Source organism: Thiomicrolovo sp. ZZH C-3 (assembly GCF_054862725.1).
Genome location: NZ_JBTKXX010000001.1, coordinates 1,346,739 through 1,369,002, shown reverse-complemented (window position 1 = coordinate 1,369,002; position 22,264 = coordinate 1,346,739). Strand labels below are relative to the sequence as shown.

At 58.7% G+C, this 22,264-nt stretch carries 24 protein-coding genes; 7 read left to right on the top strand and 17 right to left on the bottom strand.

All coding sequences use genetic code 11. The annotated features are described in order from the left end of the window. Window positions 1–19: 19 nt before the first annotated feature. From ACXWTF_RS07030 to ACXWTF_RS06990, 9 genes are all read right to left on the bottom strand, one after another. Window positions 20–541 carry a hypothetical protein gene (locus ACXWTF_RS07030; protein ID WP_461714291.1) on the bottom strand — a complete coding sequence of 174 codons (522 nt, stop codon included), beginning with the start codon at window positions 539–541 and terminating at the stop codon, window positions 20–22. 92 nt (window positions 542–633) lie between these two features. Next, complete coding sequence (locus ACXWTF_RS07025; protein ID WP_461714290.1) at window positions 634–1,095, bottom strand: YccF domain-containing protein; 462 nt, start codon at window positions 1,093–1,095, stop codon at window positions 634–636. Between the two features lie 59 nt (window positions 1,096–1,154). After that, window positions 1,155–1,535 carry a hypothetical protein gene (locus ACXWTF_RS07020; RefSeq protein ID WP_461714289.1) on the bottom strand — a complete coding sequence of 127 codons (381 nt, stop codon included), beginning with the start codon at window positions 1,533–1,535 and terminating at the stop codon, window positions 1,155–1,157. A 187-nt stretch (window positions 1,536–1,722) separates the two neighbouring features. Further along, window positions 1,723–3,243 (bottom strand): diguanylate cyclase domain-containing protein, encoded by a 1,521-nt coding sequence (locus ACXWTF_RS07015; protein WP_461714288.1) that lies wholly within the window; start codon window positions 3,241–3,243, stop codon window positions 1,723–1,725. A 251-nt stretch (window positions 3,244–3,494) separates the two neighbouring features. Continuing rightward, window positions 3,495–4,025: a J domain-containing protein gene (locus tag ACXWTF_RS07010; protein ID WP_461714287.1), complete on the bottom strand. Its 531-nt coding sequence runs from the start codon at window positions 4,023–4,025 to the stop codon at window positions 3,495–3,497. 70 nt (window positions 4,026–4,095) lie between these two features. Next, window positions 4,096–4,551: a GNAT family N-acetyltransferase gene (locus ACXWTF_RS07005; RefSeq protein ID WP_461714286.1), complete on the bottom strand. Its 456-nt coding sequence runs from the start codon at window positions 4,549–4,551 to the stop codon at window positions 4,096–4,098. 106 nt (window positions 4,552–4,657) lie between these two features. Beyond that, entirely contained in the window at window positions 4,658–5,119 is a 462-nt protein-coding gene (locus ACXWTF_RS07000; RefSeq protein WP_461714285.1) for a hypothetical protein, read from the bottom strand. 98 nt (window positions 5,120–5,217) lie between these two features. Next, complete coding sequence (locus ACXWTF_RS06995) at window positions 5,218–6,447, bottom strand: multidrug effflux MFS transporter (RefSeq protein WP_461714284.1); 1,230 nt, start codon at window positions 6,445–6,447, stop codon at window positions 5,218–5,220. A 69-nt stretch (window positions 6,448–6,516) separates the two neighbouring features. Beyond that, on the bottom strand, window positions 6,517–7,185 hold the full coding sequence (locus ACXWTF_RS06990) for a nitroreductase (RefSeq protein ID WP_461714283.1): 669 nt from the start codon (window positions 7,183–7,185) through the stop codon (window positions 6,517–6,519). A 150-nt stretch (window positions 7,186–7,335) separates the two neighbouring features. Here ACXWTF_RS06990 and ACXWTF_RS06985 point away from each other — a divergent pair, with 150 nt between their 5' ends. From ACXWTF_RS06985 to hemH, 4 genes are read left to right on the top strand one after another with little or no spacing between them, the layout of a single operon-like run. Next, window positions 7,336–8,460 (top strand): NAD(P)/FAD-dependent oxidoreductase, encoded by a 1,125-nt coding sequence (locus tag ACXWTF_RS06985; RefSeq protein ID WP_461714282.1) that lies wholly within the window; start codon window positions 7,336–7,338, stop codon window positions 8,458–8,460. A gap of 17 nt (window positions 8,461–8,477) precedes the next feature. Continuing rightward, complete coding sequence (locus ACXWTF_RS06980) at window positions 8,478–9,515, top strand: hypothetical protein (protein WP_461714281.1); 1,038 nt, start codon at window positions 8,478–8,480, stop codon at window positions 9,513–9,515. Next, window positions 9,512–10,282 (top strand): alpha/beta hydrolase, encoded by a 771-nt coding sequence (locus ACXWTF_RS06975; RefSeq protein WP_461714280.1) that lies wholly within the window; start codon window positions 9,512–9,514, stop codon window positions 10,280–10,282. The genes ACXWTF_RS06980 and ACXWTF_RS06975 overlap by 4 nt, the downstream gene beginning before the upstream one ends. Continuing rightward, window positions 10,282–11,235, top strand: a complete 954-nt coding sequence (hemH, locus tag ACXWTF_RS06970; protein ID WP_461714279.1) for a ferrochelatase — start codon at window positions 10,282–10,284, stop codon at window positions 11,233–11,235. Before ACXWTF_RS06975 ends, hemH begins: the two co-directional genes overlap by 1 nt. A gap of 66 nt (window positions 11,236–11,301) precedes the next feature. Here hemH and ACXWTF_RS06965 read toward each other — a convergent pair whose 3' ends face one another. The 4 genes from ACXWTF_RS06965 to ACXWTF_RS06950 form a co-directional block, all read right to left on the bottom strand. After that, window positions 11,302–13,149: a response regulator gene (locus tag ACXWTF_RS06965; protein WP_461714278.1), complete on the bottom strand. Its 1,848-nt coding sequence runs from the start codon at window positions 13,147–13,149 to the stop codon at window positions 11,302–11,304. A gap of 70 nt (window positions 13,150–13,219) precedes the next feature. Then, window positions 13,220–15,727, bottom strand: coding sequence for an efflux RND transporter permease subunit (locus ACXWTF_RS06960; RefSeq protein WP_461714277.1), 2,508 nt, complete (start codon window positions 15,725–15,727; stop codon window positions 13,220–13,222). Further along, a complete protein-coding gene (locus tag ACXWTF_RS06955) occupies window positions 15,720–16,304 on the bottom strand; it encodes a Tgt2/MlaC family protein (protein ID WP_461714276.1) in 585 nt (194 codons plus the stop codon). The genes ACXWTF_RS06960 and ACXWTF_RS06955 overlap by 8 nt, the downstream gene beginning before the upstream one ends. A gap of 4 nt (window positions 16,305–16,308) precedes the next feature. Then, window positions 16,309–17,127 (bottom strand): MlaA family lipoprotein, encoded by an 819-nt coding sequence (locus ACXWTF_RS06950; protein WP_461714275.1) that lies wholly within the window; start codon window positions 17,125–17,127, stop codon window positions 16,309–16,311. A gap of 127 nt (window positions 17,128–17,254) precedes the next feature. Here ACXWTF_RS06950 and ACXWTF_RS06945 point away from each other — a divergent pair, with 127 nt between their 5' ends. The 3 genes from ACXWTF_RS06945 to ACXWTF_RS06935 are packed head-to-tail and all read left to right on the top strand — an operon-like array spanning window position 17,255 to window position 19,305. Beyond that, window positions 17,255–17,881: an HAD family hydrolase gene (locus tag ACXWTF_RS06945; RefSeq protein ID WP_461714274.1), complete on the top strand. Its 627-nt coding sequence runs from the start codon at window positions 17,255–17,257 to the stop codon at window positions 17,879–17,881. A gap of 1 nt (window position 17,882) precedes the next feature. Beyond that, the gene (locus tag ACXWTF_RS06940) at window positions 17,883–18,818 is read left to right on the top strand and encodes an FAD:protein FMN transferase (protein ID WP_461714273.1); all 936 of its coding nucleotides are present in this window, start codon (window positions 17,883–17,885) and stop codon (window positions 18,816–18,818) included. Then, a complete protein-coding gene (locus tag ACXWTF_RS06935) occupies window positions 18,805–19,305 on the top strand; it encodes a hypothetical protein (RefSeq protein ID WP_461714272.1) in 501 nt (166 codons plus the stop codon). Before ACXWTF_RS06940 ends, ACXWTF_RS06935 begins: the two co-directional genes overlap by 14 nt. On the opposite strand, the gene ACXWTF_RS06930 is transcribed toward ACXWTF_RS06935, so the two are convergent. The 4 genes from ACXWTF_RS06930 to ACXWTF_RS06915 all read right to left on the bottom strand — a co-directional run bounded on the left by ACXWTF_RS06930 (window position 19,241) and on the right by ACXWTF_RS06915 (window position 22,098). Then, on the bottom strand, window positions 19,241–19,708 hold the full coding sequence (locus ACXWTF_RS06930) for a hypothetical protein (RefSeq protein ID WP_461714271.1): 468 nt from the start codon (window positions 19,706–19,708) through the stop codon (window positions 19,241–19,243). The genes ACXWTF_RS06935 and ACXWTF_RS06930 overlap by 65 nt on opposite strands. Further along, the gene (locus ACXWTF_RS06925; protein ID WP_461714270.1) at window positions 19,708–20,190 is read right to left on the bottom strand and encodes a hypothetical protein; all 483 of its coding nucleotides are present in this window, start codon (window positions 20,188–20,190) and stop codon (window positions 19,708–19,710) included. Before ACXWTF_RS06925 ends, ACXWTF_RS06930 begins: the two co-directional genes overlap by 1 nt. Continuing rightward, window positions 20,190–20,717, bottom strand: a complete 528-nt coding sequence (locus ACXWTF_RS06920) for an FMN-binding protein (RefSeq protein ID WP_461714269.1) — start codon at window positions 20,715–20,717, stop codon at window positions 20,190–20,192. Before ACXWTF_RS06920 ends, ACXWTF_RS06925 begins: the two co-directional genes overlap by 1 nt. A 136-nt stretch (window positions 20,718–20,853) precedes the next feature. Next, window positions 20,854–22,098: a hypothetical protein gene (locus tag ACXWTF_RS06915; RefSeq protein WP_461714268.1), complete on the bottom strand. Its 1,245-nt coding sequence runs from the start codon at window positions 22,096–22,098 to the stop codon at window positions 20,854–20,856. Between the last annotated feature and the right edge of the window lie 166 nt (window positions 22,099–22,264).

The window sequence follows — 22,264 nt, the reverse complement described above, 5'->3', positions numbered from 1 at the left end:
GATGCTGTTTCCCAATTTTTCATAACGTTAAAGTCGTCAAAGTATAAACCAAAAACAAGTTCAAGAAGAATAAGAAGAAATATAGAATCGCAACAGAAGGAGCGATTAGGCCTTTCATGTACCACATGAACTTTTCACCTTCACTACGTTCAAATGTCATAGGATAAATGATGTTTTCCGGAAAGCTTTTGCTGTCAAATGATGTATTGACAAGGGATTTATTGTTCAGAAAAGACGTTAATTCCCCCGATGACAGTAAATAGCGCGCCTGTATGCCCCGAAAGTAACCTTCAAACAACCAGAAACCAAGGATTACGATAAAGCCAAACGGTAAGAGATGCCATATTTTTTCCGTAAAAGACCAGCCCATCAAAGCGATCCATACAGTTATAGAACTGGTCTTTATTTTAAACAGGATGTCATCTATTCTTCTGATATGCTCTTGAAGTTCTTTCGCACCTTGTTCGAACATGCGTAATCGGAACGAAAAGCATTCCCGACTCGTCGAATGGGGGCTTGTTTCTGTTGAAGGTGTGTTCAATGTTTTTTTCCTTTCACTGTAACTTTAGACATGATCAAATCCGAGAAGGTCTAGTTCTTGATTCAAACAGCGTTGTACGTTTGAATGAATGGTTATGTATTTGCACGCATAGATGACACTGCGGATTTAGCGTTTGCTTCCAATGCAGCTCTGGCCACCTCTTTTGTTACGATAGTTTTACCGATTGGAAAAAGTGCAATACCAGCGAGTTTTAAATGTTGAATACTGAATGGAATACCAATAATTGTAAGAAAACATGCAATAGCAGAAACAACATGGCCGATTGCCAACCAGAGACCGGCAAGCACAAACCAAATAATATTTCCCAGTGTTCCGAAAGCACCCGTGCCGATGTCTTCCTGGTCCGTCAGTTCTTTTCGACTTATTGCTTCTTTTCCGAAAGGAAAAAATGAAAAACTTCCTATGACAAAACAAGCACGGCCCCAAGGTATTCCCACTATGGAAACAAAAGCTATGATACCTACGAGCCACCACGCAAGGCCCATAATGACACCACCCAGAAGAAACCAGATCACATTTCCAATAAGTCTCATTTTTTTCCTTGTTACATAAAGAGTTAAATGTTTAATATTTTTAGTATTGCAATACGTGATTAGTCCAGCATCTTGACTACATCCCACTTGTCGCCGCGGATCGAGATGGAACCGCCGTAGTCGTTTTCGCCAATCCACTGGTAGAGTGAGCAGTACATATGATTCCCCGTCGTCTCTTTCCCGTCTTTGGTTTTGATGTTGAACCCGCTTTCTGATTGGCCCATTGTCAGCGAAGTGATCGATTTGAACGGTATCTGGATCTGGGCGCCGCCCTGGAAGACAATGAGGTTGCTGCCGATGTTCTGCCCGTCGCAGATCAGCGAGGCGTTGATAATACGGAATGTCTCTTTTTCTTCCAGGGTGGAGATTTGCAGGTCGACGGCGTGCAGCGCGCCTGTGCTACAGAGAGCAACGGTACCGAGGATAATGGTTCTGAGCATAGAGGAGTCCTTCTTCAGGGTCGAAAAACTGTTGATTTTTGTATATTTTATCAGAATAGTGTCTCATTAGTATTAACAAAAACACATATGAATGTAAAGTATTTCTATTTAGTGCAATTCTTTTTCTTCCGCTAGTCATGGTGATGTGAGAGGGGAGGATATAGTTGTTACAGGCCAGCGACGGCGGTCAATTGCCTTCGCCCTGCATGCCCGGCGCGTAGGTGACGACGCTGTTGCGGCCTCCGGCTTTGGCATTGTACATGGCGATGTCCGCCCGCTTGAGCAGATCCTCTTCTTTCCGGGCATGCCTTGGGTAGACGGCAATCCCGATGCTCGACGATATCTCGAGCGTCAGCCCTTCGATCTCGAACGGCATCTCCAGGACATGACGGATCTTTTCCCCGATGACCGTGGCGGTATTTTCGCTTCCAACCCCCGAAAGCATGACCACGAACTCGTCACCGCCGATGCGCGCGGCCATGTCGGACTGGCGCAGGCAGCCGACGATACGGTCGGCGACGGCCTTGAGCAGCAGGTCGCCGATGTCGTGCCCGAAACGATCGTTGACGGGTTTGAATTTATCCAGATCGATAAACATCAACGAGAGGCTGGTCTGCTTCCGCTCTGCGTTGGAAATCGCCTTGTGCAGCCGGTTATGCAGCTGCAGACGGTTCGGCAGTCCGGTCAGCATGTCGTGGAAGGCCTCGTGTTCGACCTCATCCTCAACCAGCTTGCGGTCGGTGATGTCGTAAAACCACCCCAGCACTGCCGGTTTGCCATGGTACTCTATCGGAAAGTAAGAGGCCAGGACCCATTTGATCCACTGGGACGAGCCGGGCGAGCGGATCTCGATGAGTTTGTCGACAACCTTTTCTCCCTTGGCGACGCTCTTGACGATCTCGGAGAACTCCTTCGGATGGGCATAATAGTTTGAGGGGTGTACCCCGATGATCTTGTGGGCGGGCAGTTCGACCAGGTCGTTGTAGCAGCTGTTGGCAAAGACGACTTGGTTGGTGGCCAGGTCCGCGATGCGCGTCGCGATGGGGCTGCTTTCCAGCATCTGCAGAAGCCGGGCTTCGTTCTGCATCGCTCTGATGCGCAGGTTGAAGTTCTCTTCAAGCCGAAGCCCGGTCTGGCGGGCACTGAGGAGCAAAAAGAGCAGGAAAAGCGAGAGCATCGCCGCCATCCCCTGGGAGACCGGGTCGTCCATGGCGGCCAGCGGCAGGATCTGCGACAATAAAACGGGTGAGATGAATCCGACCACCGATTTGCGGTCGATCGCAAGGATCGTTGCACTTCCCGCACTCACGCCTGCAAGGGTGAAGGCGACATAGAGCGTATGGTCGATGTCCCCGGCAGGGACCAGCAGGACACCGCCGATCCCCCAGAAAACGCCGGTCAGCACAAGCGCGAGGCGAAAAAACAGCAGCCAACGTTCGGCATCGGCCGGAGTGCACGTCTTGGCGGCACGCCGCCAGGCGAACAGCAGGATCGTCCGGCCCAGCAGTACGGAAAAGAGGAGGGCAAGCCATCCGTACCGTACGTCGGCATCGATGACCGGTGCCTGAATCACCACCAGGATGACGGCGAGGATGGCGCTCATGGCCAGTGAGGAGGGCAGATGGGAGTAGAGCACCCGTGCCTGCTCCATTTGCAAAGTTTCAGCGCAGTAATCGATCATGCTGCCGGTCGGCTGCTGCTCTCTCATTCGGACCTCACCCCATCTTTGGTTCTTAGATTTATTTATAAAATATTCAGAAGATTGAATTGTATTTATGCAAATTGATAACAATATAGCATAAATTATCCCCTAAATGCCGACAAAGAGGGACAGAAAGCAAACGATGTCCGTTTGGTTCTAACGGTGTAACGTATGGTGGCCTGACGAGTATTTTCCAGCTGGATTATGTCGTCTGGCAGGGGTGCCGGGATGATTTCTAATGGAGACTGGAGCCGTATTTAAGCAATGAGTTCGAGCAGGAGGTCGCGCGCTTCCGTGATCTGCACGAAGAGTTCATGGCTGCCGCCGACGTCGGGATGCGACTCTTTGGCGCGGCGGCGGTAGGCGGCTTTGATCTGGGTCACTTGGAGTTCGCCGTCGACGGGGAGTTCCAGGAGTTCGCGCATCTCCCGTTCGTTGAATTGCCGGAAGGGGCTGCCGTGGCGCCGTTTGTGCCGGTTGCGGCGGGCAAGGTCCTCGAAGACCTTCTCCTGGGTTTTGCGGCGGCGTTCCATGGACTCCTGCAGCAGCTGCGTGCGTTCCGTGTTCCATTTATGGCGGGACATGACGACACAGGCGGCAAAATTGATGCAGCCCGTGGAGAGGAATTCGTCAAAGTCGAAGGGGCCGACCATCTCGTAGGGCTCTTCCAGCCAGGCGACCCGGCGCCCTTCGTCGCCTTCGACGCGGTCGATCATAACGAAGTCGCGGAGACCAAGCGCACTGTTCCAGATGATGAATTGCTCCTCTTCCCACGAACGCTCTTGCATGACCTGTCTCCTTGCGTGTTTGGCAGGACATGCAATATATATGCTAAATGAGAGAAAGAGACGCCTAATTCTAGGGTACTCGCAGCATTTCGACGTGGGGAATCCCGTCTTCGTCGTAGGGTTCTGAAACCGTTTCAAAGCCGAATCCGGCATAAAAGGGCACCATACGCTGCTGCGCGGAGATCCGGATCGATTCCTGCCGGTAGAGCGAGGGGATACGCGCTATCGCTTCGTCCATCAGCGCTTTACCCAGACCCCTGCCGCGCAGCGTCAACGGGGTGATGACGCGCCCGATGGAGGGTTCCTCGAACCTGTTGCCCGGGGAGACGACGCGCAGATAGGCGACGAGCCGCTTTCCGTCCGTATCTTCTTCCCACCCCGTGAGGTGCCACGAAAGCGGATCAAGATCGTCCGCATCCTGATAGGCGCACGCCTGCTCCACGACAAAAACGGCCTGCCGGAGCTTCATGATCTCCAGGATCTCCATGGGGGAGAGCCGATCGTACAATGACCATTGCCACCGCATCGGTTTACTTCTTGAGGTTGGTAGTTGATGTTTTCATGACGCGGCAGTTTGCAAAAAAGATGCCAGATGGCGTCGTGCCCGGGGATTGACCGGACTTTTTTCCGCCTTACGCCTCCGGGCGGTAGGGGCTTTCGTGGCGTGAGGCCTGCAGGCCGTACTGTACGAACATCTGCAGGGTCTCGTCGTGGCGGTGGATGATATCGACGACGGCGGGGTCGTCCGAGGTGAGGGTGACCTTGATGCCGTCTTCGAGCAGCTCCCAGGTCAGATTCATGGCGTCGCGGTTGTCGAAGAGCTCGACAAAGAGGGGGTCCCAGGAGCGGACGGCCCGGCCGCCGTCGTAGCGTTTCTTCATCCCGGCGACGTGTTCGTGCAGGATGGTGACGAGCTTGGCGTCCCCGGAGGTGACGCGGGTGACCGTTTCGATCCCTTCATCCGTTTTCTGCGTCGTGCGTTCAAGCTCGCCGTGGCGGACGAGCAGCTCGTGGTAGAGCGCCTCGTCGGCCCGGTGCGCCGCGTCACTTCCCCCGCGGCCTCTGAGGAAGACTCTGTCCTTATGCGTTTCCATGGGACTCCTTTTGCCGTATTGTGCCGCACCAATGCAAAAAAAGCTCTCGGGTCGGCAGCGGTTATATAGTATATTAATTAATATGTAACATGGCGGCTTCAGTCGTCGGCCGGGACGGGGACGCGCTGCATCGTTTCACGGCCGGTGCGGCGTACGACGGCGAGCCCGGCGGCACCGAGGAGGGCAAATCCCCCGACAAGGGCGAGGATGCCGCCGTCGTAGAGGCGTCCTATCGTCACGCCGATGGGCAGGGCGATGAAGGTCGAGAGGGAACCGACAACCGCGGCCCCGATGCCGGCGATGTGCCCCAGCGGCTCCATCGCCATGGCATTGAGGTTGCCGAACAGCAGGCCGAAGCAGAAGAAGGTGATCAGGCCGTAGAGCATAAAGCTCCAAAACGGCGGTATGCCGTCATGGGCGTAGGCATAGGCGAAAAAGAGGAGCGAGACGAGGGTAAGGGCCGCGAGCGCGGAGGAGCTGAGCGGCCGCATCCCGTAGCGCATGACCAGCCGCGCATTGAGGTAGGAGGCGAGGCCGATGGAGAGGGCGAAGATGCCGAAATAGAGGGCAAAGAGCTCGCCGGTACCGTAGGTGTCGCGGAAGATCTGCTCGGCGGAGCTGAGATAGCCCATGAAGACGCTGAAGACCAGCCCCATGGCGACGGTATAGCCCAGGGCGGTGCGGTTCTTACAGGTCTCGACGATGCCGGTAATGATGTGCGAGGCCGAGAGGGGAATGCGCCGCGCTTTGGGCAGCGTTTCGGGCTGGCGCAGAATAAACCAGACCAGGGTCACGGCGGCGACGGCGATAAAGAGCCCGAAGATCGCCTGCCAGCCCCAGAGGTAGAGGAGCCCTTCGCCCAGCGCCGGGGCGACGGCGGGCACGAAGATGAAGATGCTCATGACGAAGGACATTACCCGCGCCATCATGCGCCCCTCGTAGAGGTCGCGGATGAGGGCCACGGAGACGATGCGCGGCCCGGCGGCACCGAGACCCTGCAGGAAACGGCCGAAAAGCATCACGGTCAGGTTCGGACTGAGCAGGGCGATGAGGGAACCGGCGATGTAGAGGCCGAACCCGACGTAGATGGCACGCTTCCGCCCGAAGCTGTCGCTCAGCGGCCCGTAGAGCAGCTGCCCCAGGGCCATCCCCGCAAAGAGCAGGGAGATGATGAGCTGGCGGTCGTTGTCCGCCTGTACCTGAAGGGCCGTGCCGATGGTGCTGAGTGCAGGCATGACGGCATCGATGGCCAGGGCCGCCGCAGCGGTCATGAGGCTCATCAGAAGGACAAACTCTTTAAAGGAGGGTTGGTGTGTTGACGGTTTCATTCTGACCTTTTTACCACGGATCGGCTTCAGGCCCGGCCGGTGCGACGCTTCGGGGGAACGCTTTCAGCTTCAGGCATCGTAGAACGCGGTGAACGCGTCAACGGGGATTCTCGTTGTCCGGTAGCCGTTGACGGGGGCCGTCTTGTCCTCGTAGCCCAGGGCCATGCCGCACAGCAGGGTCTTGTCGCTGCCGATGCCCAGTTCTTCGCGGACGATATCGGGGTATTCGGCCAGGGCGGCCTGGGGGCAGCTGCCCAGACCGAGGGACGTTGCCGCGAGCATGACGGACTGCAGGAACATGCCGTAATCGAGCCAGGAACCCTTTTCCAGGGCGGCATCGATGAAAAAGTAAAGCACGACCGGGGCGTCGAAGGCCCTGTAGTTGGCTTTCCACTGTTCGGCCTGCGCCGCCTTGTCCTCTTTGGCAATGCCCAGCGTCCGGTACATCAGCAGGCCCGTCTCTTTGCGACGGCTCCGGTAGGGTTCTTCCCATTGCTGCGGGTAGTAGTGATAGTCCATCCGGGCTTTTTCATCCGCTTCGAAGGCCTCGATAACCCTCGTTTCGATCCGCTTTTTGATGCTGCCGCCGACGACACAGACGCTCCACGGCTGCATGTTGACACCGGAGGGTGCATGCTTTGCATGTTCGAGGATCGTTTCAATGGTTGTTTTCTCCACTGCTTTGTCCAGAAAAGCCCTGACCGATTTACGTTCCAGGAGTGCGTCGAGTGTCTTCATCGGGTTCCTCTTGCTGTTGGCTGATAATAGCGGATATGGTTTGGCGGCAGTATAACACCCAAAAACCAACATCCGCCCCGCCGGGAGCCGGAGGCGTACGCGTTTTAAAACGGAGTTTCGTTACACTAAGCCAAACGAAAAAGGAGCCTTTTGACCTACGACACGGCCATTATCGGCGCCGGCATCAACGGCTGCGCCACGGCGTATTTTTTGACGCAGGGGGGCGAGAAAGTCGCCCTGATCGACCGCGAAGGGATTGCCGCCGGCGGCAGCGGGGCGGCGGGGGCCTTCGTCTCGCCCAAGTTCTCCAAGGGCGGACCGCTCAAGGCGCTGATGGAGGAGGGCTACCGTTTCTCCCTCGATTTTTACGAGCGTCATTTTCCCGAACTGATCCGCGTCGCGCCCCTGATCCACTTCGCCAAGTACGAAGATGAGAATGAAAAGGTGAGGGCGTTCAAAGAGACGACAACGCTGCCGATGCTCGCTACGATGCCGGAAGCACCGCTGACAGCGGAGGCGGAGGCGTTCGAGCATGTCGTACTGGCGCGCAGCGGTCTGGTCAACGCCCAGGCGGTCTGCGCGCGGCTGGCGGAGGGTTCGGACTTTATATTGGATGATATTAATATTATAAAATATCATGAAGGCCTCTGGTCGGTTGGAGCCATCCGTGCAAAGCGGGTCGTCCTGGCGACAGGGGCTTATAGGCCCGTCGTTACGATGCCGCATATCGTGCTGCGGGCCGTCTGGGGGCACCGTGTCGATATCAGGACGTCGACACCGCTGCCGTGCCACCTCCACCAGTACGTCTCTATCGCCGCGACCGGTGCGGACGGGGAGGGCGCCATCGGCGCGACGCACGACGTACACTACGACCCGCAGACCGCGACGGCGCCCTATGACTATGCTGCAGGGCGGGCGGAACTGCTGGAGAAGGCGGCCAAAACAGTCAGGCTGGAAAACATTGAAGTCGTCAAAGATTATACGGGGCTGCGTTCGGGCTCCAACGACTACTACCCGCTGGTGGGAAGGGTTGCAGATGCCGAGGCTTCCGTCCAGGCAGTCCCGGGACTTTTGAAAGGCGACAAAACCGACGCGGCGTCGCTCGTCTACCACCCCGGCCTTTACATGATCAACGGTACGGGCGGCTACGGCTTCGTGATGGGGCCCCTGCTGGCCAAAACCCTCGCCGACGCGCTGCTGGAGGGACGGCAGATTCCCGAGGCGCTGGATCCGACCCGGTTCCTCTACCGCTGGGCGAAACGCGCCGGGAAGTGATCTGCTACAATAGGACTATGAAAACGCTCCTTCCGTTCGTCGCGGCGGCGGCGCTGATGCAGGGGTGCGGGAGCAGCGGTGCCGCGGACCCCTTTCACCAGCCCTCTGCCGCGCTCTGCGACGCCAGCAAAACCCTTGACGACGGGACGCTGCTGTGTGCCGTGCGTCCCTCCCGCCTTGACCCCGCAGCCCGCGACGCGTTCGGTACGGCGACGCTGCCGGACCAGCGGCTGGGGTTCGGATACCACGGTGCGGTGTTCCCGCCGGAGGGGAGCGCCGTCAAAGGGGTCTACGTACATATGGTGGGGACCTTCGGCCGCCCCTATAACCAGGAGAGCGGAGCGTTCTCCTCCGAGACCTTTATGCATGAAGCGGCGCAGAACGGCTTTGTCGTGCTGAACGTCGCCTACCACAACCGCTACCTCGTCAACGGCACGACGGAGTGCGGCGGACACCCCGAGGTGGACAACTGCGCGGGGAAGGTGAGAGCGGAGAAGCTGACGGGCGAAGACCTCTCCGCCGTCGTCGACGTACCCGTTGCCGACGCTGTCATCCCACGGCTGCAGAAGTTGGTGGCGTATTTCGAAGCCGACGGGTTTCATTTCCCTGTGACGGTCGTCGGCACAGGCGGCGTGGCGTGGGAAAACCTTTACGCCGGCGGCCATTCGCAGGGGGCGGGACAGGCGCTATTCCTCTCCAAGTCTTTCGGCGCAGGGCACGTCTGTATGCTTGCGGGCATCTACGACGTGCCCGACGACGTTCCTGTCACGGGGACGGTTGCCGACTGGATCACCGCGGCGCCGCCTGTGCCCGACCCATCCCGCATCCGCGCCGTCACGGCGACGGACGACCCCTCCTATAGCGATTTTATCTCTACATACGGAGAGCTCGGCCTGCAGGAGGGTGTGCAGTGGAAATCCTTTTATGCCGCAACATACCACGATGCCGAAGGTACTGCGATCGGCGCGCACGAGGCGGCGGTGGATGACCCGGACTACGCCCCGCTGCGGCAGCGTGCCTGCTTCGAGACCGGCAGTTTCGAGGAACTGCAGTGACGGTTATTCTGACGGTCGTCGGCGTGATTGCGCTGCTTTGGGCTGTGCTTTTCCTTGTGTGGCCGAGGCTGGTTTTCGCTCCCGTCTATTACCCCAAACGTGACGCGTTTCATCTGCATCCGGAGCGCTTCCGGGGGCTTGAACAGATACGTGACGGCAACATTGTGCTCGAAGGTGTCGTGTATGAGCCGGAAGCACCCCGCTGCACGGTCTTTTACTTCGGCGGGAAGGAGCAAGACAGCGTGGCGCTGGTCGGCAGGCTCAGCGAGCGCTTCCCCTCGTGGCGCATCATCGCGTTCAACTACCGCGGCTACGGCCGCAGCGGCGGCAGACCCGGTGAACGCGTTCTGCTCGAAGACGCCGTGGCGCTGGTGACCTATGCCAAAGCACGTTTCGGGCCGCTGATGCTGATGGGCTACAGCCTCGGCAGCAGCGTGGCGGCCTATGCCGCATCGCGCACCGACGTGACGCAGCTGATCCTCGTCGCACCCTTTTACGACATCCCCTCCCTTGCGCGCCGCAGGGTGCCTTTCTTCCCCGGGTGGATGATGCGCTGCCGCTTCGAGACGGCCCGCTTTCTCGGCGGCGTGAGCGCACCGGTGAGCATCTTCGCCAGCCGGGACGACGAAATCGTACCGGTTGAGCAGAGCCTTGCGCTGAAGGAGAAGGCGCCGTTGTTAGCTGTCCATAAAGTATACAGCGGGTACAATCATGCAGAAATACTCGGCAGCGATCGTTTCATCGCCGACGTCTCAAAGGTGTGCTGATGGCCAAGAATGCAGTCATATTGCTTAATATGGGAGGCCCGAACGACCTCTACGAGGTTCAGACCTTCCTGCATAACATGTTCAACGACCCCAATATCCTGACAATGAAGAGCGGCCTGCTGCGCCGCTTCATCGCCAGCGTCATTACCTCGAACCGTACGAAAAGCGCGCAGGAGGTCTACCAGAAGCTCGGCGGCAAATCGCCTATCGTCGGCATTACAAAGAAGCTCGTCGCAGCGCTGCAGGCGAAACTGGGCGAAGACGTCATCGTCGATTTCGCCATGCGCTATACGCCGCCCTTTGCGGACGTTTCCATCGAACGCCTGAAAGCGGCGGGCGTGACGCACGTCTACCTGATCCCGCTCTACCCGCAGTACTCGACGACGACGACCAAGTCCTCCCTGGAGGATTACGAGGCGCGGATGCATGCCCTGGGGTTGAAGGCCCTGGTGACGGAGATCAAGCACTTCTACACCAATGCGGCGTACAACGCGGTCATCATCGACCGTATCCGCGAGGCGATGGCCGGAACGGACGCAGGGGCATTTGAGCTTATTTTCTCCGCACACGGGCTGCCGCAGAAGATCGTCGACAAAGGCGACCCCTACGAGCAGCATGTGACGGAGCATGTCGCGCTGCTGAAGCCGATGCTCGAAGCGGCGGGACTCTCCTTTGCCGACATCCATATCGCCTACCAGTCCAAAGTCGGGCCGCTGAAATGGCTGGAGCCCTCGCTGGAGCAGAAGCTTGAAAGCCTGGAGCGCAAAAAGGTGCTCGTCTTCCCGATCGCCTTTACGATCGACAACTCCGAGACCCTCTACGAGCTTGATATGGAGTACCGTGAAGTTGCGGAGGAGCTGGGGTTCGAGGATTACCGCGTTGCGGCCTGTCCGAACGACCATCCGCTCTTTGTGGAGGCCCTGGCATCGCTGTATGCGAAATTGCGCGTCTGAGCGTATGAAAAGCAGCAGGTGAAGTGAAAGGAGCACACCGCCTGGAGGTGCGCCGAAGGGGAAGCCTTAGAGCGTCGCTTTAAAGCTGTCGATGGCGGCCATCGTTTTATGGAGCGTCGAGGCGAAGGCGTCGGCGAGCTTGTTGTACTCCTCGACACGGTTGATAAGCACCGCTTCGCGCAGGGTCTCCGCAGCCTCGGAAAGGGCATCGGCACCGATATTGGATGCGACGCCTTTGACGTCGAGCATGAAGGCGACGAGTTTGGTGTCGTCATTGGCTTTGATGTAGCTGCGGACCAGATTGTCTGCCTGGTTGTACGACGCGACAAACTCATCCAGGATCTCGGCGTACATCTCTTTGTCGCCGGCGCAGATGTCCAGGCCGACGGCGGCATTGAGCGCCGTGTCGGTTTCGTGGGTCTTCAGTTCCGGAAGCGCTTCGTCCTCCGCTTCTTCGGACGCTTCCGAGGCAAGATTGAGGTACTGGTACATCACTGCATAGAGGGCATCGACGCGCAGCGGCTTGGCCAGCTGCTCCTCCATCCCGGCTTCGCGCATCTTGCGGATGTCGTCGGCCCCGACATCCCCGCTCAGCGCGACGACGGTAATGGCATCGAAACGGGGATCATTGCGGATCGCCTGCGTCGCTTCGAAACCGTCCATGACCGGCATGTGTGCGTCCATCAGTACCATGTTGTAATCGGGGCTCTCATTGAGCATGTCCAGGGCTTCCTGTCCGTTATTGGCAATGACGATATCCATACCGCTTCCCTCCAGCAGGCGGGAGATCACCTTCTGGTTGATCAGGTTGTCTTCGGCGATGAGCAGGCGGTTGCCGGCAAATTCGGCCAGGCGCTCTTTGGTGACGGCACCCAGGTCCGCCGGCAGTTCGCGCTTTTTGCGTGTGGCGGTTTCCGCAGGGGTAACCGGAGCGGCCGGCGCTTCCACCGGTGTTTCGGGTGCTTCCGGGATTGGCTCGGCGACCTCTTCTTCAAAGGTTTCGAAGACCACCGGTTCCGGTTCCTCGGCCGCTTCCTCGTAGAACGGGGTCTCTTCGATCTTGACGGCCGGTTCGGGTTCAAACGCCTCTTCGATCGGCGCGGCTTCCGGTTCCTCCGGCGCTTCGGCGGCTGTCTCCGTTTCAGGGGCATGCTCGGCGGCCGAAGAGGCGGCAAACTTCTCGGCAAGCTCTTCGAAATCCGCTTTTTCTTGCTGCGGGAAGAGGTCGGAAGCGTGGCGTTTTCTGCGGGCGATGTAGAGCAGGATCAGCAGGGCGACCACGGCCAGAAGGATGCTGTACAGCAGCATCGAAGAGGTCCCGTCGAGCGGCGGTTCGGGCAGATCGTCGCTGGCGGTCACTTCGGTGGAGGCGGCAGGGGCGGGCGCCTCATCAACGGCGGCGGGAGCAGGTGCGGCTTCCGGGGTGACCTTGACGGGTGCAGGGGCAGCGGCAGGTTCTTGAACGGCAGCCGGTTCCGGAGCGACGGCAACGGGGGTTTCGGTGACGACTTCGTCCGTTTCGTCGATCACGACGATCCCTTCTTCCTCCTGGACCGGTACCGGTGCTGCAGTCGGGGCAGCCGGTGCGGCCGCTGTGCGGTTGACATAATAGGCGTCCGGGACGATACCCTTGACGCGCTCCATGACGACGGGAAGGTCACCGGCGTCTGTGAACCCGGTCAGTTCCGAACGGTAGAGCCCTTTGACCTGTTCGACGGTGAAGCCGAAGCGCTCGGCTGCGATGATCGCAGCGACGGCATCATCCTGCATCAGGTGCTTTTTAACCTCAGCAATGCGTGATTGGGCGGCATCGGCGCTGCTGAACGCACCGATGGAAATAGCCTGGTTGAGTGCAGCATATGCTCCGGCGGCCAGGAACATAGCGGCAAGAAGAAGACGACGTAACTTAATCATGATCCATCCTAATGGCACAGGGGGCGTGAACCCCGCTGGTAGATATTGTTACTATTGTAGCGTGTTAATTTTAATTGGCAACTTTTTTCGCCACCTGGCCGAAAGGACGCAGCCAGAGGATGAGTTTCGGTAGCAGTAGCAGGTCCGCGACGATCGCCATGAACATGACGAGCACGGTGAGAAGGCCAAAGTAGATGGTCGGGATGAAGACCGAGAGTACGAGGATGACGAAGCCGATCATAATGGCCGCGGAGGTGTAGCTCATCGCGTAACCGATACTCTCGTGGGAGCGGTGCATCGCCGCAATATAGTCACCGTCTTTGGCCAGCTCGATGCGGAAGCGGTGGATATAGTGGATGGTGTCATCCACCGCGATCCCGATACTGATGGCGGCGATGGTGATGGTCATCATATCCAGCGGGATATCGGACCACCCCATGACCCCGAAGACCGTTCCGACCGGCACAAGGTTCGCGATAATGGCGACGACGGCCGTGAGGAAGGAGCGGAAGAGGGCCCAGAACATGACAAAGAGCAGGATCGCCATCACGCCCAGGGTGGCGATCTGCGAGTCGAAGAGGCTCTGGAGCATGTTGTTGTAGAGCACCATCAGGCCGGAGATGTGCAGATGCTCCGGGGGGATGCCGACCTCGTTGATGAGACCGTCATGCAGCTCCCGCAGCAGGTCGGCGCGGCGCAGGTCGGCATCGGAGTCGACGATGCGCAGGGCGAAGCGGGCCTGGTCGTGTTCGATGCTGACATAGGGTTTGAGAATGATGTCGGCGAATTTCGCGGGCATCTCGTTGTAGAGCAGGGCCAGTTCGAAGTTATCGAGGGAGCGGCCGTCGTTAAGGGTGCGTCCCACCTCGAGCATCGTCCCGAGCGAGAGGACCTTCCCGACGTGGGGGACGCTCTCAAGCCATTCGTGGACGCGGCGGACGACTTCCATCCGGTTCTCCGTAAACCAGTACTGGGCCCCCTGCGCCTCGGCGTTGAACTCTTCGGCGAATTCGTCGAACTCATCGAAACCGTCGGCGGCGCCGGCACTCTCGGAGACCGGCTCGGCCGTAGGGGCCTGGGGCAGATCGATGGTGATGTCCAGCGGCGTCGTCCCGCCGAGCTGGCGGTCGATGACGGACATCCCCTGGAAGATCTCCGTGGAGGGTTTGAAGTAGTTGATAAAACTGTTCTCGACGACGAGCCGCTGCGCGCCGGTGACGGAGAAGGCGATCAGCGCCACGGCGGTAATGAGCGTCAGGGCGCCGTGGCGTTCGGTGAAGGTCGCCAGGACCTTGGTGACGGAGAACTCTTTGTCAAAGGTCGTTTTGGGCTGCTTGCGCTTGAGCAGCATGTTGACGGCCGGGAAGAGCAGGTAGGCGACGATGAGGGAGACGCTGATGCCGATGCTCATCATCCAGCCCAGGGCGATGATCGGCTTGATCCCCGAAAGCATCAGCGACGCGAAGCCCGCGATCGTCGTGATGATGGCGAAGAAGGTCGGTTTGGACATGGAGAGCGTACTCTCCAGGACCAGGGTGCGTTCGTCGGCCCCGGGGTTGGTGAGGGCGAGTTCCCGGTAGCGCACGATCAGGTGGATGATGATGGAGATCGTGATGATCAGCTGCAGCGAGATGAAGTTCGAGGAGATGACCGTGATCTCGAAGCCGAGCAGGCCCAGCAGCCCGACCGTAATGCCGATGGAGAGCGCGGAGATCAGTACCGGCAGGGCGACCCACCGTTTCTGGCGGAAGACCGTCCAGAGGACGAGGATGAGCAGGGCCAGGACGGCGACCCCGTAGGTCTTGAGGTCCTCTTTGACGAAACTGACCATATCGTCGGCGATCATCGTGACCCCGCCCAGGAAGAGTTCGCCGGCGGTGTCGTGCGTGCGCAGGGTGTCGCGCACGGCCAGGATCATACGGTGGTCGCGCTCCCGGGCGATGTCACGGTAGTCCTTGAAAGCCGCCGTCGCCTCGGCGAGGGCTGTTCTGCCTTCCGGGGTGAGGCTGCCGTTGTCATCGGCCGCACGCAGGCCGTTGAGATGGTCCAGCAGTTCGTAGTAGCGGTCGTCGCGCACGAGGTTGACCTGCAGGGCCGTCGTTTTGAGGTCGGGACTGACGAGGTTGGAGACGTAGAGCGGGTTGTGTTTGAACTCCTCGCGCGCCAGGGTCAGGTTCGCATCGCCCGCCTCGATGGAGGGGATCTTCTCCAGCAGCTCCTTGACCGGTTTCGGGGGACTCTCCAGGAGCGGGACGTTGAGAATGGAGTTGACAGAGTCGATCCCGTCGATCTTCAGCAGCGCCGCGCTGAGGCTCCGGATGTCTTCGAGGGTCCGGGGGGCGAGCAGGTCGGCGTCTGGGGTATAGGTGATGACAAGGAAATCCTGTCCGCGGTAGCGTTTGGCGACGAGGCGGGAGTAGGCGAGGTCTTTGTCGTTTTCAAGCAGGAGGGTTTCGGCGGAGGCGTCGACGCTGAGTTTGACGGCCTGGGTGCCCAGCAGCGCCGCGGTGAGCAGCACCAGGGCGATGACCGTGCGCGGGAAGCGGAAAACGACGTCGGTATAGAAGCGTCTAAGCATCAGGTTGCGGTTGGCGCAGTTTGTTGAGGAGCTGCTCGATCGAGCCCTTTTCAAGCTCGCCGGCGAACTGGCTGCGATACGACTGGATGATACTGACCCCCAGGACGTCGACGTCGTAGATCAGCCACCCCTTTTTCGCATGGTAGAACTTGTAAAGCACCTCTTTCTTTTCGCCCTTCTCGACGATGTAGCTGTTGAGATAGATGCGGTTCTTGACCTGTTTGGGCTCCTCCAGGGTGATCACCTCGTCCTTGTAAAGGTCGAGTTTGCTCATATAGAAGTCTTTGATGCGGCGTTCGAAGAGCACGACATACTCTTTGCGCTGGGCGGGTGTTGCCTTTTGCCAGCCGCTTTTGCCGAGGCTGAGCTTGGCCATCAGGACAAAGTCGAAATAGGGGTCCATCTCCTGTTCAATGGCCGTATTGCGCTCTGTTTTACTCTGGTTGTGATCGTTGAGGATCTCCAGGACCACATCGACTTTCTGGCGCATTACGCTGCCGATCTCGTTCGCTTCGAGCGCTGCGGCCGAGAGCGGCAGCAGCAGGGAGAGCAGGGCAAGATAGAACAGTTTTTTCATACGATTACTCCGATATCAGTTTGTTGCGGTTCTGCTCGTAGGCATCGCGCATAAAGGGGTAGAAGTCTATCGCTTCTTCGCGTATCTGTCTGTACTCTTTTTCGTACAGGGAGAACTTGTTGAAGCGTTTGTAGCCGACCAGGCCCCATCCTTCGTATATATTGCGGGGGATATTATACTTTCTCGGCTCCACATAGTAGATGGGGTTGACGTAGAAATCGAGCAGGTCGCCGGTGATGTCGCGCAGGTTGCTGGGGCCGAAGAAGGGGAGCACGATCGGAATGCCGTTCCCGACGCCGTAGTGTCCCAGGGTCTGCCCGAAATCCTCCACGTGGGGCTCGACGCCGATCTGTCTTGCGGTGTCGAACATTCCTGCGAACCCGAAGGTGGAGTTGACGATAAAGCGTCCGGTCTCGGAGAGGGCGTGGTCGAATTTGAGCTGCAGCAGGTTGTTGACCAGGCTGACGGGGTAGTAGAGGTTGTTGAAAATATTGTTGACCGAGACCCGGATCGGTTCGGGCAGAAGGAAGTTGTAGGCACTGAAAACGGGATCGAGGATGTAATCGAACAGGGTATTGTTAAACCCGGTCATCCAGCGGTTGTACCCCTCAAGCGGGTCGTAGACCGGCTCGGTGGCGATATCGGCGAACTCTTCGTCGAATCCGGCGTCGTCGAAACCGCTGTCGTCGAAGATCTCGTCTTCGGGACCGGAGAGGTGCGCAAGGGGGCCGATCTGCTCCATTCCAGCAGGCGCAGGCCGTTCTCCCTCCTGGGCGTGAAGCAGTGTAAACCCGAAAATCAGTGTCAGAATCAGTTTCTTCATAAAATTGCACGATTGTACCCAATTTGTCTAAATATGTCACTGCATTTTGATACGGTTGGGTAACCGAGCGCGTCCCGTTTAACGGCTTCGCTATAATAGCGCGAAACCACCGGCAGGGAAGGAAAACATGCGCATTGTGATCTTTGATATGGACGGGACGCTGATCGATTCGCAGCATGACATCACCTGCTCGATCAACCATGTCCGCACCCTCAACCATGCCCTGCCGCCCATCGACAGCGCCACCGTCGTTGAATGGATCAACCGTCCCGTACGCAATCTGCCCAAACTCTTTTACGGGACCGAGCAGTACGAGGCGCGCGATCGCGAACTTTTTGAGGCCCACTACCATGAGCAGTGCGTGCAGAACCCGGTGCTCTACCCGGGCATCAGGGAGACGGTCGAGACGCTGCACGCCGCGGGCGTCAGGCTTGCCGTGGCGACAAACGCGCCGAGCAGCTTTGCGAGGCGGATGATCCGCCATCTCGGCATGGCGGACTATTTTGAACACATCGTCGGGCCCGACATCGCCGGGGCCTCGAAGCCCGACCCTGCCATGCTCCGCCTGATCCTCGAATCCCTGGGATTTCAACCGCGCGAGCATCAGGCCTGGATGGTGGGCGACAACAGTAAAGATATCGACGCTGCGCGCCTGGCCGGCATTACCGGGATCTTCTCCACATGGGGATTCAGTGCCGAAGGGGAGGGCGATATCGTTATCGGGCATCCCGGGGCGCTGCTGGACATCGTCTAAGATGAAGTGGCTGATCACCATTTTGCTCCTCTTTGCAGCGCTGCAGGCGGCGGAGCGTACCCGTGTGATCATGGGAACGTTTGCCACCGTGTCGGTACAGGAGCGCGATGCCAAATGCATCGACAGGGCCTTCTCCGCGATGATCTTCGTCGAGAAGGCGCTATCATCCTATGACCCCGAAGCGGAGGTTTACCGGCTCAACCGGGACAAGTCGCTGGCGATCTCACCGACGCTTTACGACGCCCTGCAGAGCGCGGAGCGCTATTACGTGCAGAGCAGCGGCTATTTTGATATCACGATCGGTGCGCTGAGCCGCGGGGCCTACCGCTTCGGCGAAGCCGAACGCGTACCGGGGAGGGCGGAAGTCGCCGCCCTCCCGATCGGGCTGGACCTGCTGGAGTTCAATGCGACCGCCGCACGGCTCGCGCCCGGTGCAATGCTGGACTTCGGCGGATTCGGCAAGGGCGTGGGCATCGACGCCGCCGCTGCCGCGCTGCGCCGTTGCGGTGCCGCGGAGGGAACGGTGGCGCTCAGCGGGGACATCCGCTGTATCGGCCGCTGCCTTCTGGCGATCCAGGACCCCTTTTCGGAAGGGACCGTGATGGCCTTCAAAAGCCTCGCCCCGGAGACGGGGATGAGCACGAGCGGCGACTACCGCCGGTTTGTCGGGGACAAAAGCCATAACCACCTGATCGATCCGAAAACACGGGAATCCGAACGGTTGTTTGCGTCGATCACCCTCGTCGGCACGGTCCGCAGCGGCGACCTGGACGCCTGGACGACGGCGGCGGCCGTAATGCCGCCCCCAAAAGCCGTTGCGTTTCTGCGGACGCTGCCGGTGGGGTATGTGCTGATCTATAATGACGGTACAATCGTCAAAAGCGCAAACCTGTCGCACTACCTCGAAGTATGGGAGGGGAACCATGAAGATGATTGAGAAGATGCTGCATCCGGAGGAGACGATCCTCGTGGCCGCCGAGATATCCAAGACCTTCTATAACGGCATTCTCTCCCTTTACGGACTGGGCGCCCTGCTGCTGTTCATCGGCTACGAGTACGAGATCGGGGTGATCGGTCTGGTGCTTATCCTCCGTACCTTCTACATGCACCTTCAGGAGATCCGGGAAAAGAAGCATTACCACTGTGTGCTGACCCCCGAACGCCTCATCATCCACAAAGGGTTCAAAAACCGGGAGATCATCCCGATCAACCTCGAAGAGATCCGGACGATCTATATCAAGCCCTACAGCGAACGGTTCAAGAACCAGATTGACGTCGGAACGCTTGAGGTGCTGACGACTTCGGGAGGGCGGTATGTCATCAGCCATATCAAGGCCCCCTTCGCGTACCACCGCGCTATTATCGGGGATGTCGTTGCCGCGACAAGTTATGCCAAAAAGCGTAGTAGATCAGCTGAAGCATAAGCAGCGTACCCAGCAGGCTCAACAGCAGGTATGCGGCGAGTTTGATCCAGACCCAGAGGGTGGCGCCGGAGGCGATAAAGTAGCCGCTGGCGATGTCGAGCAGCGCCGCGGCAAAGAGGGCGATGGCGAGCCGGATCGTACGCCGTTTGGCGGTTTCGGTCGCAAAGAGCAGGAAGTGGGCCCCTACCATGATGAAAAGCCCCATGGCCGCCAGGTGCGGCACGGCGCTCTCCAGCAGACCGTAGGCGCTCTTGCCCGGGACGGTGTCGCTGCCCAGGTAGTAGAGCTCGACCCCCTGTGCCGAGAAGCCGACCTTGCTGAGAAAGAGGGCGGCGGCCGAGGCGATGAGCAGGAGGCCGAACAGGGCGAAGTAGACAATGGCGAAACGGTAGGCGCGCTGCATCAGGGCTTCTTGAGGATGTTCAGGTAGAGCAGCGAGGCGAAGACCATAAAAAGCGCCGCAGCGTGCCAGAGCCAGAAGGCCCCCAGCCACGGCAGCAGGTAGGACCCACCCCGGTAATAGGCCAGGGCCAGCAGGGTGATGTCGGCGACGGCGGCGATCATGGCGATATTGATCACGACCGCGGCAACGCGTTTGAGCGGGCAGAGCCTCGCATAGACGGCGGAGAGGGTCAGCAGCGTCATCATCATGAAGAAAATGTCGCTGTGCAGGAGTTCGAGCACGAAGTGTTCGCTAACGGGCTCGATGAACTCCTCCTCATTGCCGTAGAGGGTATTCGAGAGGGTGTCGCGGCTGAGGCCGATATGGTCGCGTTTGAGAAAGGCGTCGGCGACGAGGAAACTCCCGGTAAAGAGGAGCAGCCCGTTGAGCAGCGGACGCATCAGCGCATCGCTGCGCAGGTCCTTGACAAGGGTGAAGCGCATTACTTTTTCCTGATGACGGTCTCGAAGAGTGCCAGGGCCAGGCGGGCGCCGTCGGTGACGTTGCGCGCGCTCAGCGTCGCGCCGCTGACGGTGGGGATGTCTTTGCCGACACGCAGGGTCGCATTGGCGTCCTTGCCTTTGAACTGTTCAAGGTAGGTGTGCTGGGGCATATACTCCGGCGGTTCGTTGAAGGCGATGATTTCGATGGCCTTTAGGGTGCCCTCCTGCGTGATCATGTAGAGGACCGTGGCATCCTTCTGGCGGACCTGGCGTGTCACGAGGACCCCGTACCCGACGGCTTTGCCGTCAATCGCGGCGGTATAGAAGCGGTAGATCTTCGTTTCCAGTTTGAGCTTGGCGCGTTTGGTGACGGCGGCGGCCTGTTTGCCGGTGAGCAGCGTGTTCTTCTTTGTCACCTCGCTCTGCGCCCCGAAGGCGTGCTGCATCGCATCGATGGGGGAGATCAGCAGGGCAGCCGATGCGGCGGCGTTCAATACAATCAGGGTTACTATCAATTTTTTCAGCATGGAACTCTCTTAAAACGGATTATCAAATCCCCGCAGATGCGGGTGCTTGATAATCGGCTCTGTTCAAAAATTATAACACACGGCGGCAGAGCGGGAAGGAGAAGGAACGCTTGCCGGGCGCGTGCACGGGGCCGTCTTAGAAGACGAAGCCCATCCCGATACTGACGACGTTGTAGTCTTCAAGGGCGCTGTCATGGAAATCGGTCATGACGTAGTCCGCTTTGAGCACGACCTGTTCGTGGGGGAAGAAGTTCAGGCCGACGGTCGTGTTGGTCTGCTCGAGGTCCGGGCGGGTGCCGCCGGCGACGGAGGAGACGGGGTCATAGCTCTCGTACTGGGCAAAAATCGGCAGGCGGTAGCGTGTCGGCAGTGTCGCCAGCACGTCATACTCAGCGTTGACGTAGTATCCCTCCGCACCGTCGGCCGCCTCGGCGAAGATCGCTTCGGCATTCGAGACGGTGAGGGCCGTATAGAGCCCTTTGAGCTTAAAGCCCGCCTTCTCGTACTGGCCGTAGAAGTCGTACATAAAGGCATCGACACCGCTCGGGCGTCCCTGTGTCGCGGCCCCGTAATAGGCCGACGTCCCCAGGAGCAGGCCGCTGATACCGCTGTAGTCGAGACGTCCGACGAAACCGACGCGCTGCATCGGGCCGTTCTCTTCGGAGCCGATACGGCCGCTGCGGATCCACTTTTTGTTGACGGAACCGGGCATGTTGTTGTCGTTGTTGAGCGCCAGCGCATTGATGACCCCGGCCGTATAGCTCAGACCGATGTCGCTGAAGCTGCCGTAGGCCAGGATACCGGTCTCATGCCAGGTCGAAGGGATCAGGTACTTCTCGACATCCGGGCGCTGTACCGTATTGAAGAGCGTCGGTTCGTGGCGCTTGTTGATCAGCCCCATTGGGACCAGGAGGTTACCGACCTGGAGGTTGAAGGCCTCATGCAGGAGGAAGTCAAGGTACATGAACTCGATGGCGACCTCTTCGCCGCCGTGCTCAAATTCCAGCTCGGTATTAAGGACGATATTGTCGCTGAACTTGTACCCGATATACGGTACGAAGCGGTAGACGTCCGTATAGGCGTCACCGTCGGCGCCGTCGCTGTCCGGAGAGGCCCAGTACATCTCGCCGTAGCCGCCGATGGAGAGCGGGGACTTGGAGTAGTAGACCTTCGAGGCCGCCGGCCCCATACCGTTTACGGAGGCGTTCGCATCGACCGTCGTATAGTTGAAACCTGTTTTCAGGTTGGAGGTTTCGTCGATCAGGGCGTCGGTTTTTTCCTGCAGCTCGGCGATCTGGGCTTTGAGTTCGCTCAGTTCGTCCGCGTAGAGTGTCGTACCGGCCAGCAGGGCGGCTCCCAGTGAAAGTGCAATGTGCTTCATCACATATCCTTTGTTATGTTTTCTGGTTTTACGATTTCAAGAATCATTCCTAAAATTATGGGTGAAGTATAGAGGATGTCGGAGGAAAAAGTCAATAGATATGACAATCATTATCAAAAATGAAGGCGAAAGAACAATTTTGTCACGTTTGGTAACTTTTTGAGAG

What these genes read in the sequence shown, in the direction of transcription:
- ACXWTF_RS06935 (WP_461714272.1), top strand. Translation starts at nt 18,805, where the DNA reads ATGAAGATGATTGAGAAGATGCTGCATCCGGAGGAGACGATCCTCGTG.
- ACXWTF_RS06960 (WP_461714277.1), bottom strand. Translation starts at nt 15,727, where the DNA reads ATGCTTAGACGCTTCTATACCGACGTCGTTTTCCGCTTCCCGCGCACG.
- ACXWTF_RS07010 (WP_461714287.1), bottom strand. Translation starts at nt 4,025, where the DNA reads ATGCAAGAGCGTTCGTGGGAAGAGGAGCAATTCATCATCTGGAACAGT.
- ACXWTF_RS06915 (WP_461714268.1), bottom strand. Translation starts at nt 22,098, where the DNA reads ATGAAGCACATTGCACTTTCACTGGGAGCCGCCCTGCTGGCCGGTACG.
- ACXWTF_RS06990 (WP_461714283.1), bottom strand. Translation starts at nt 7,185, where the DNA reads ATGAAGACACTCGACGCACTCCTGGAACGTAAATCGGTCAGGGCTTTT.
- ACXWTF_RS07015 (WP_461714288.1), bottom strand. Translation starts at nt 3,243, where the DNA reads ATGAGAGAGCAGCAGCCGACCGGCAGCATGATCGATTACTGCGCTGAA.
- ACXWTF_RS06980 (WP_461714281.1), top strand. Translation starts at nt 8,478, where the DNA reads ATGAAAACGCTCCTTCCGTTCGTCGCGGCGGCGGCGCTGATGCAGGGG.
- ACXWTF_RS06945 (WP_461714274.1), top strand. Translation starts at nt 17,255, where the DNA reads ATGCGCATTGTGATCTTTGATATGGACGGGACGCTGATCGATTCGCAG.
- ACXWTF_RS06925 (WP_461714270.1), bottom strand. Translation starts at nt 20,190, where the DNA reads ATGCGCTTCACCCTTGTCAAGGACCTGCGCAGCGATGCGCTGATGCGT.
- ACXWTF_RS06940 (WP_461714273.1), top strand. Translation starts at nt 17,883, where the DNA reads ATGAAGTGGCTGATCACCATTTTGCTCCTCTTTGCAGCGCTGCAGGCG.
- ACXWTF_RS07020 (WP_461714289.1), bottom strand. Translation starts at nt 1,535, where the DNA reads ATGCTCAGAACCATTATCCTCGGTACCGTTGCTCTCTGTAGCACAGGC.
- ACXWTF_RS06995 (WP_461714284.1), bottom strand. Translation starts at nt 6,447, where the DNA reads ATGAAACCGTCAACACACCAACCCTCCTTTAAAGAGTTTGTCCTTCTG.
- ACXWTF_RS06950 (WP_461714275.1), bottom strand. Translation starts at nt 17,127, where the DNA reads ATGAAGAAACTGATTCTGACACTGATTTTCGGGTTTACACTGCTTCAC.
- ACXWTF_RS07005 (WP_461714286.1), bottom strand. Translation starts at nt 4,551, where the DNA reads ATGCGGTGGCAATGGTCATTGTACGATCGGCTCTCCCCCATGGAGATC.
- ACXWTF_RS06955 (WP_461714276.1), bottom strand. Translation starts at nt 16,304, where the DNA reads ATGAAAAAACTGTTCTATCTTGCCCTGCTCTCCCTGCTGCTGCCGCTC.
- ACXWTF_RS06965 (WP_461714278.1), bottom strand. Translation starts at nt 13,149, where the DNA reads ATGATTAAGTTACGTCGTCTTCTTCTTGCCGCTATGTTCCTGGCCGCC.
- ACXWTF_RS07025 (WP_461714290.1), bottom strand. Translation starts at nt 1,095, where the DNA reads ATGAGACTTATTGGAAATGTGATCTGGTTTCTTCTGGGTGGTGTCATT.
- ACXWTF_RS07000 (WP_461714285.1), bottom strand. Translation starts at nt 5,119, where the DNA reads ATGGAAACGCATAAGGACAGAGTCTTCCTCAGAGGCCGCGGGGGAAGT.
- ACXWTF_RS06930 (WP_461714271.1), bottom strand. Translation starts at nt 19,708, where the DNA reads ATGCAGCGCGCCTACCGTTTCGCCATTGTCTACTTCGCCCTGTTCGGC.
- hemH (WP_461714279.1), top strand. Translation starts at nt 10,282, where the DNA reads ATGGCCAAGAATGCAGTCATATTGCTTAATATGGGAGGCCCGAACGAC.
- ACXWTF_RS06920 (WP_461714269.1), bottom strand. Translation starts at nt 20,717, where the DNA reads ATGCTGAAAAAATTGATAGTAACCCTGATTGTATTGAACGCCGCCGCA.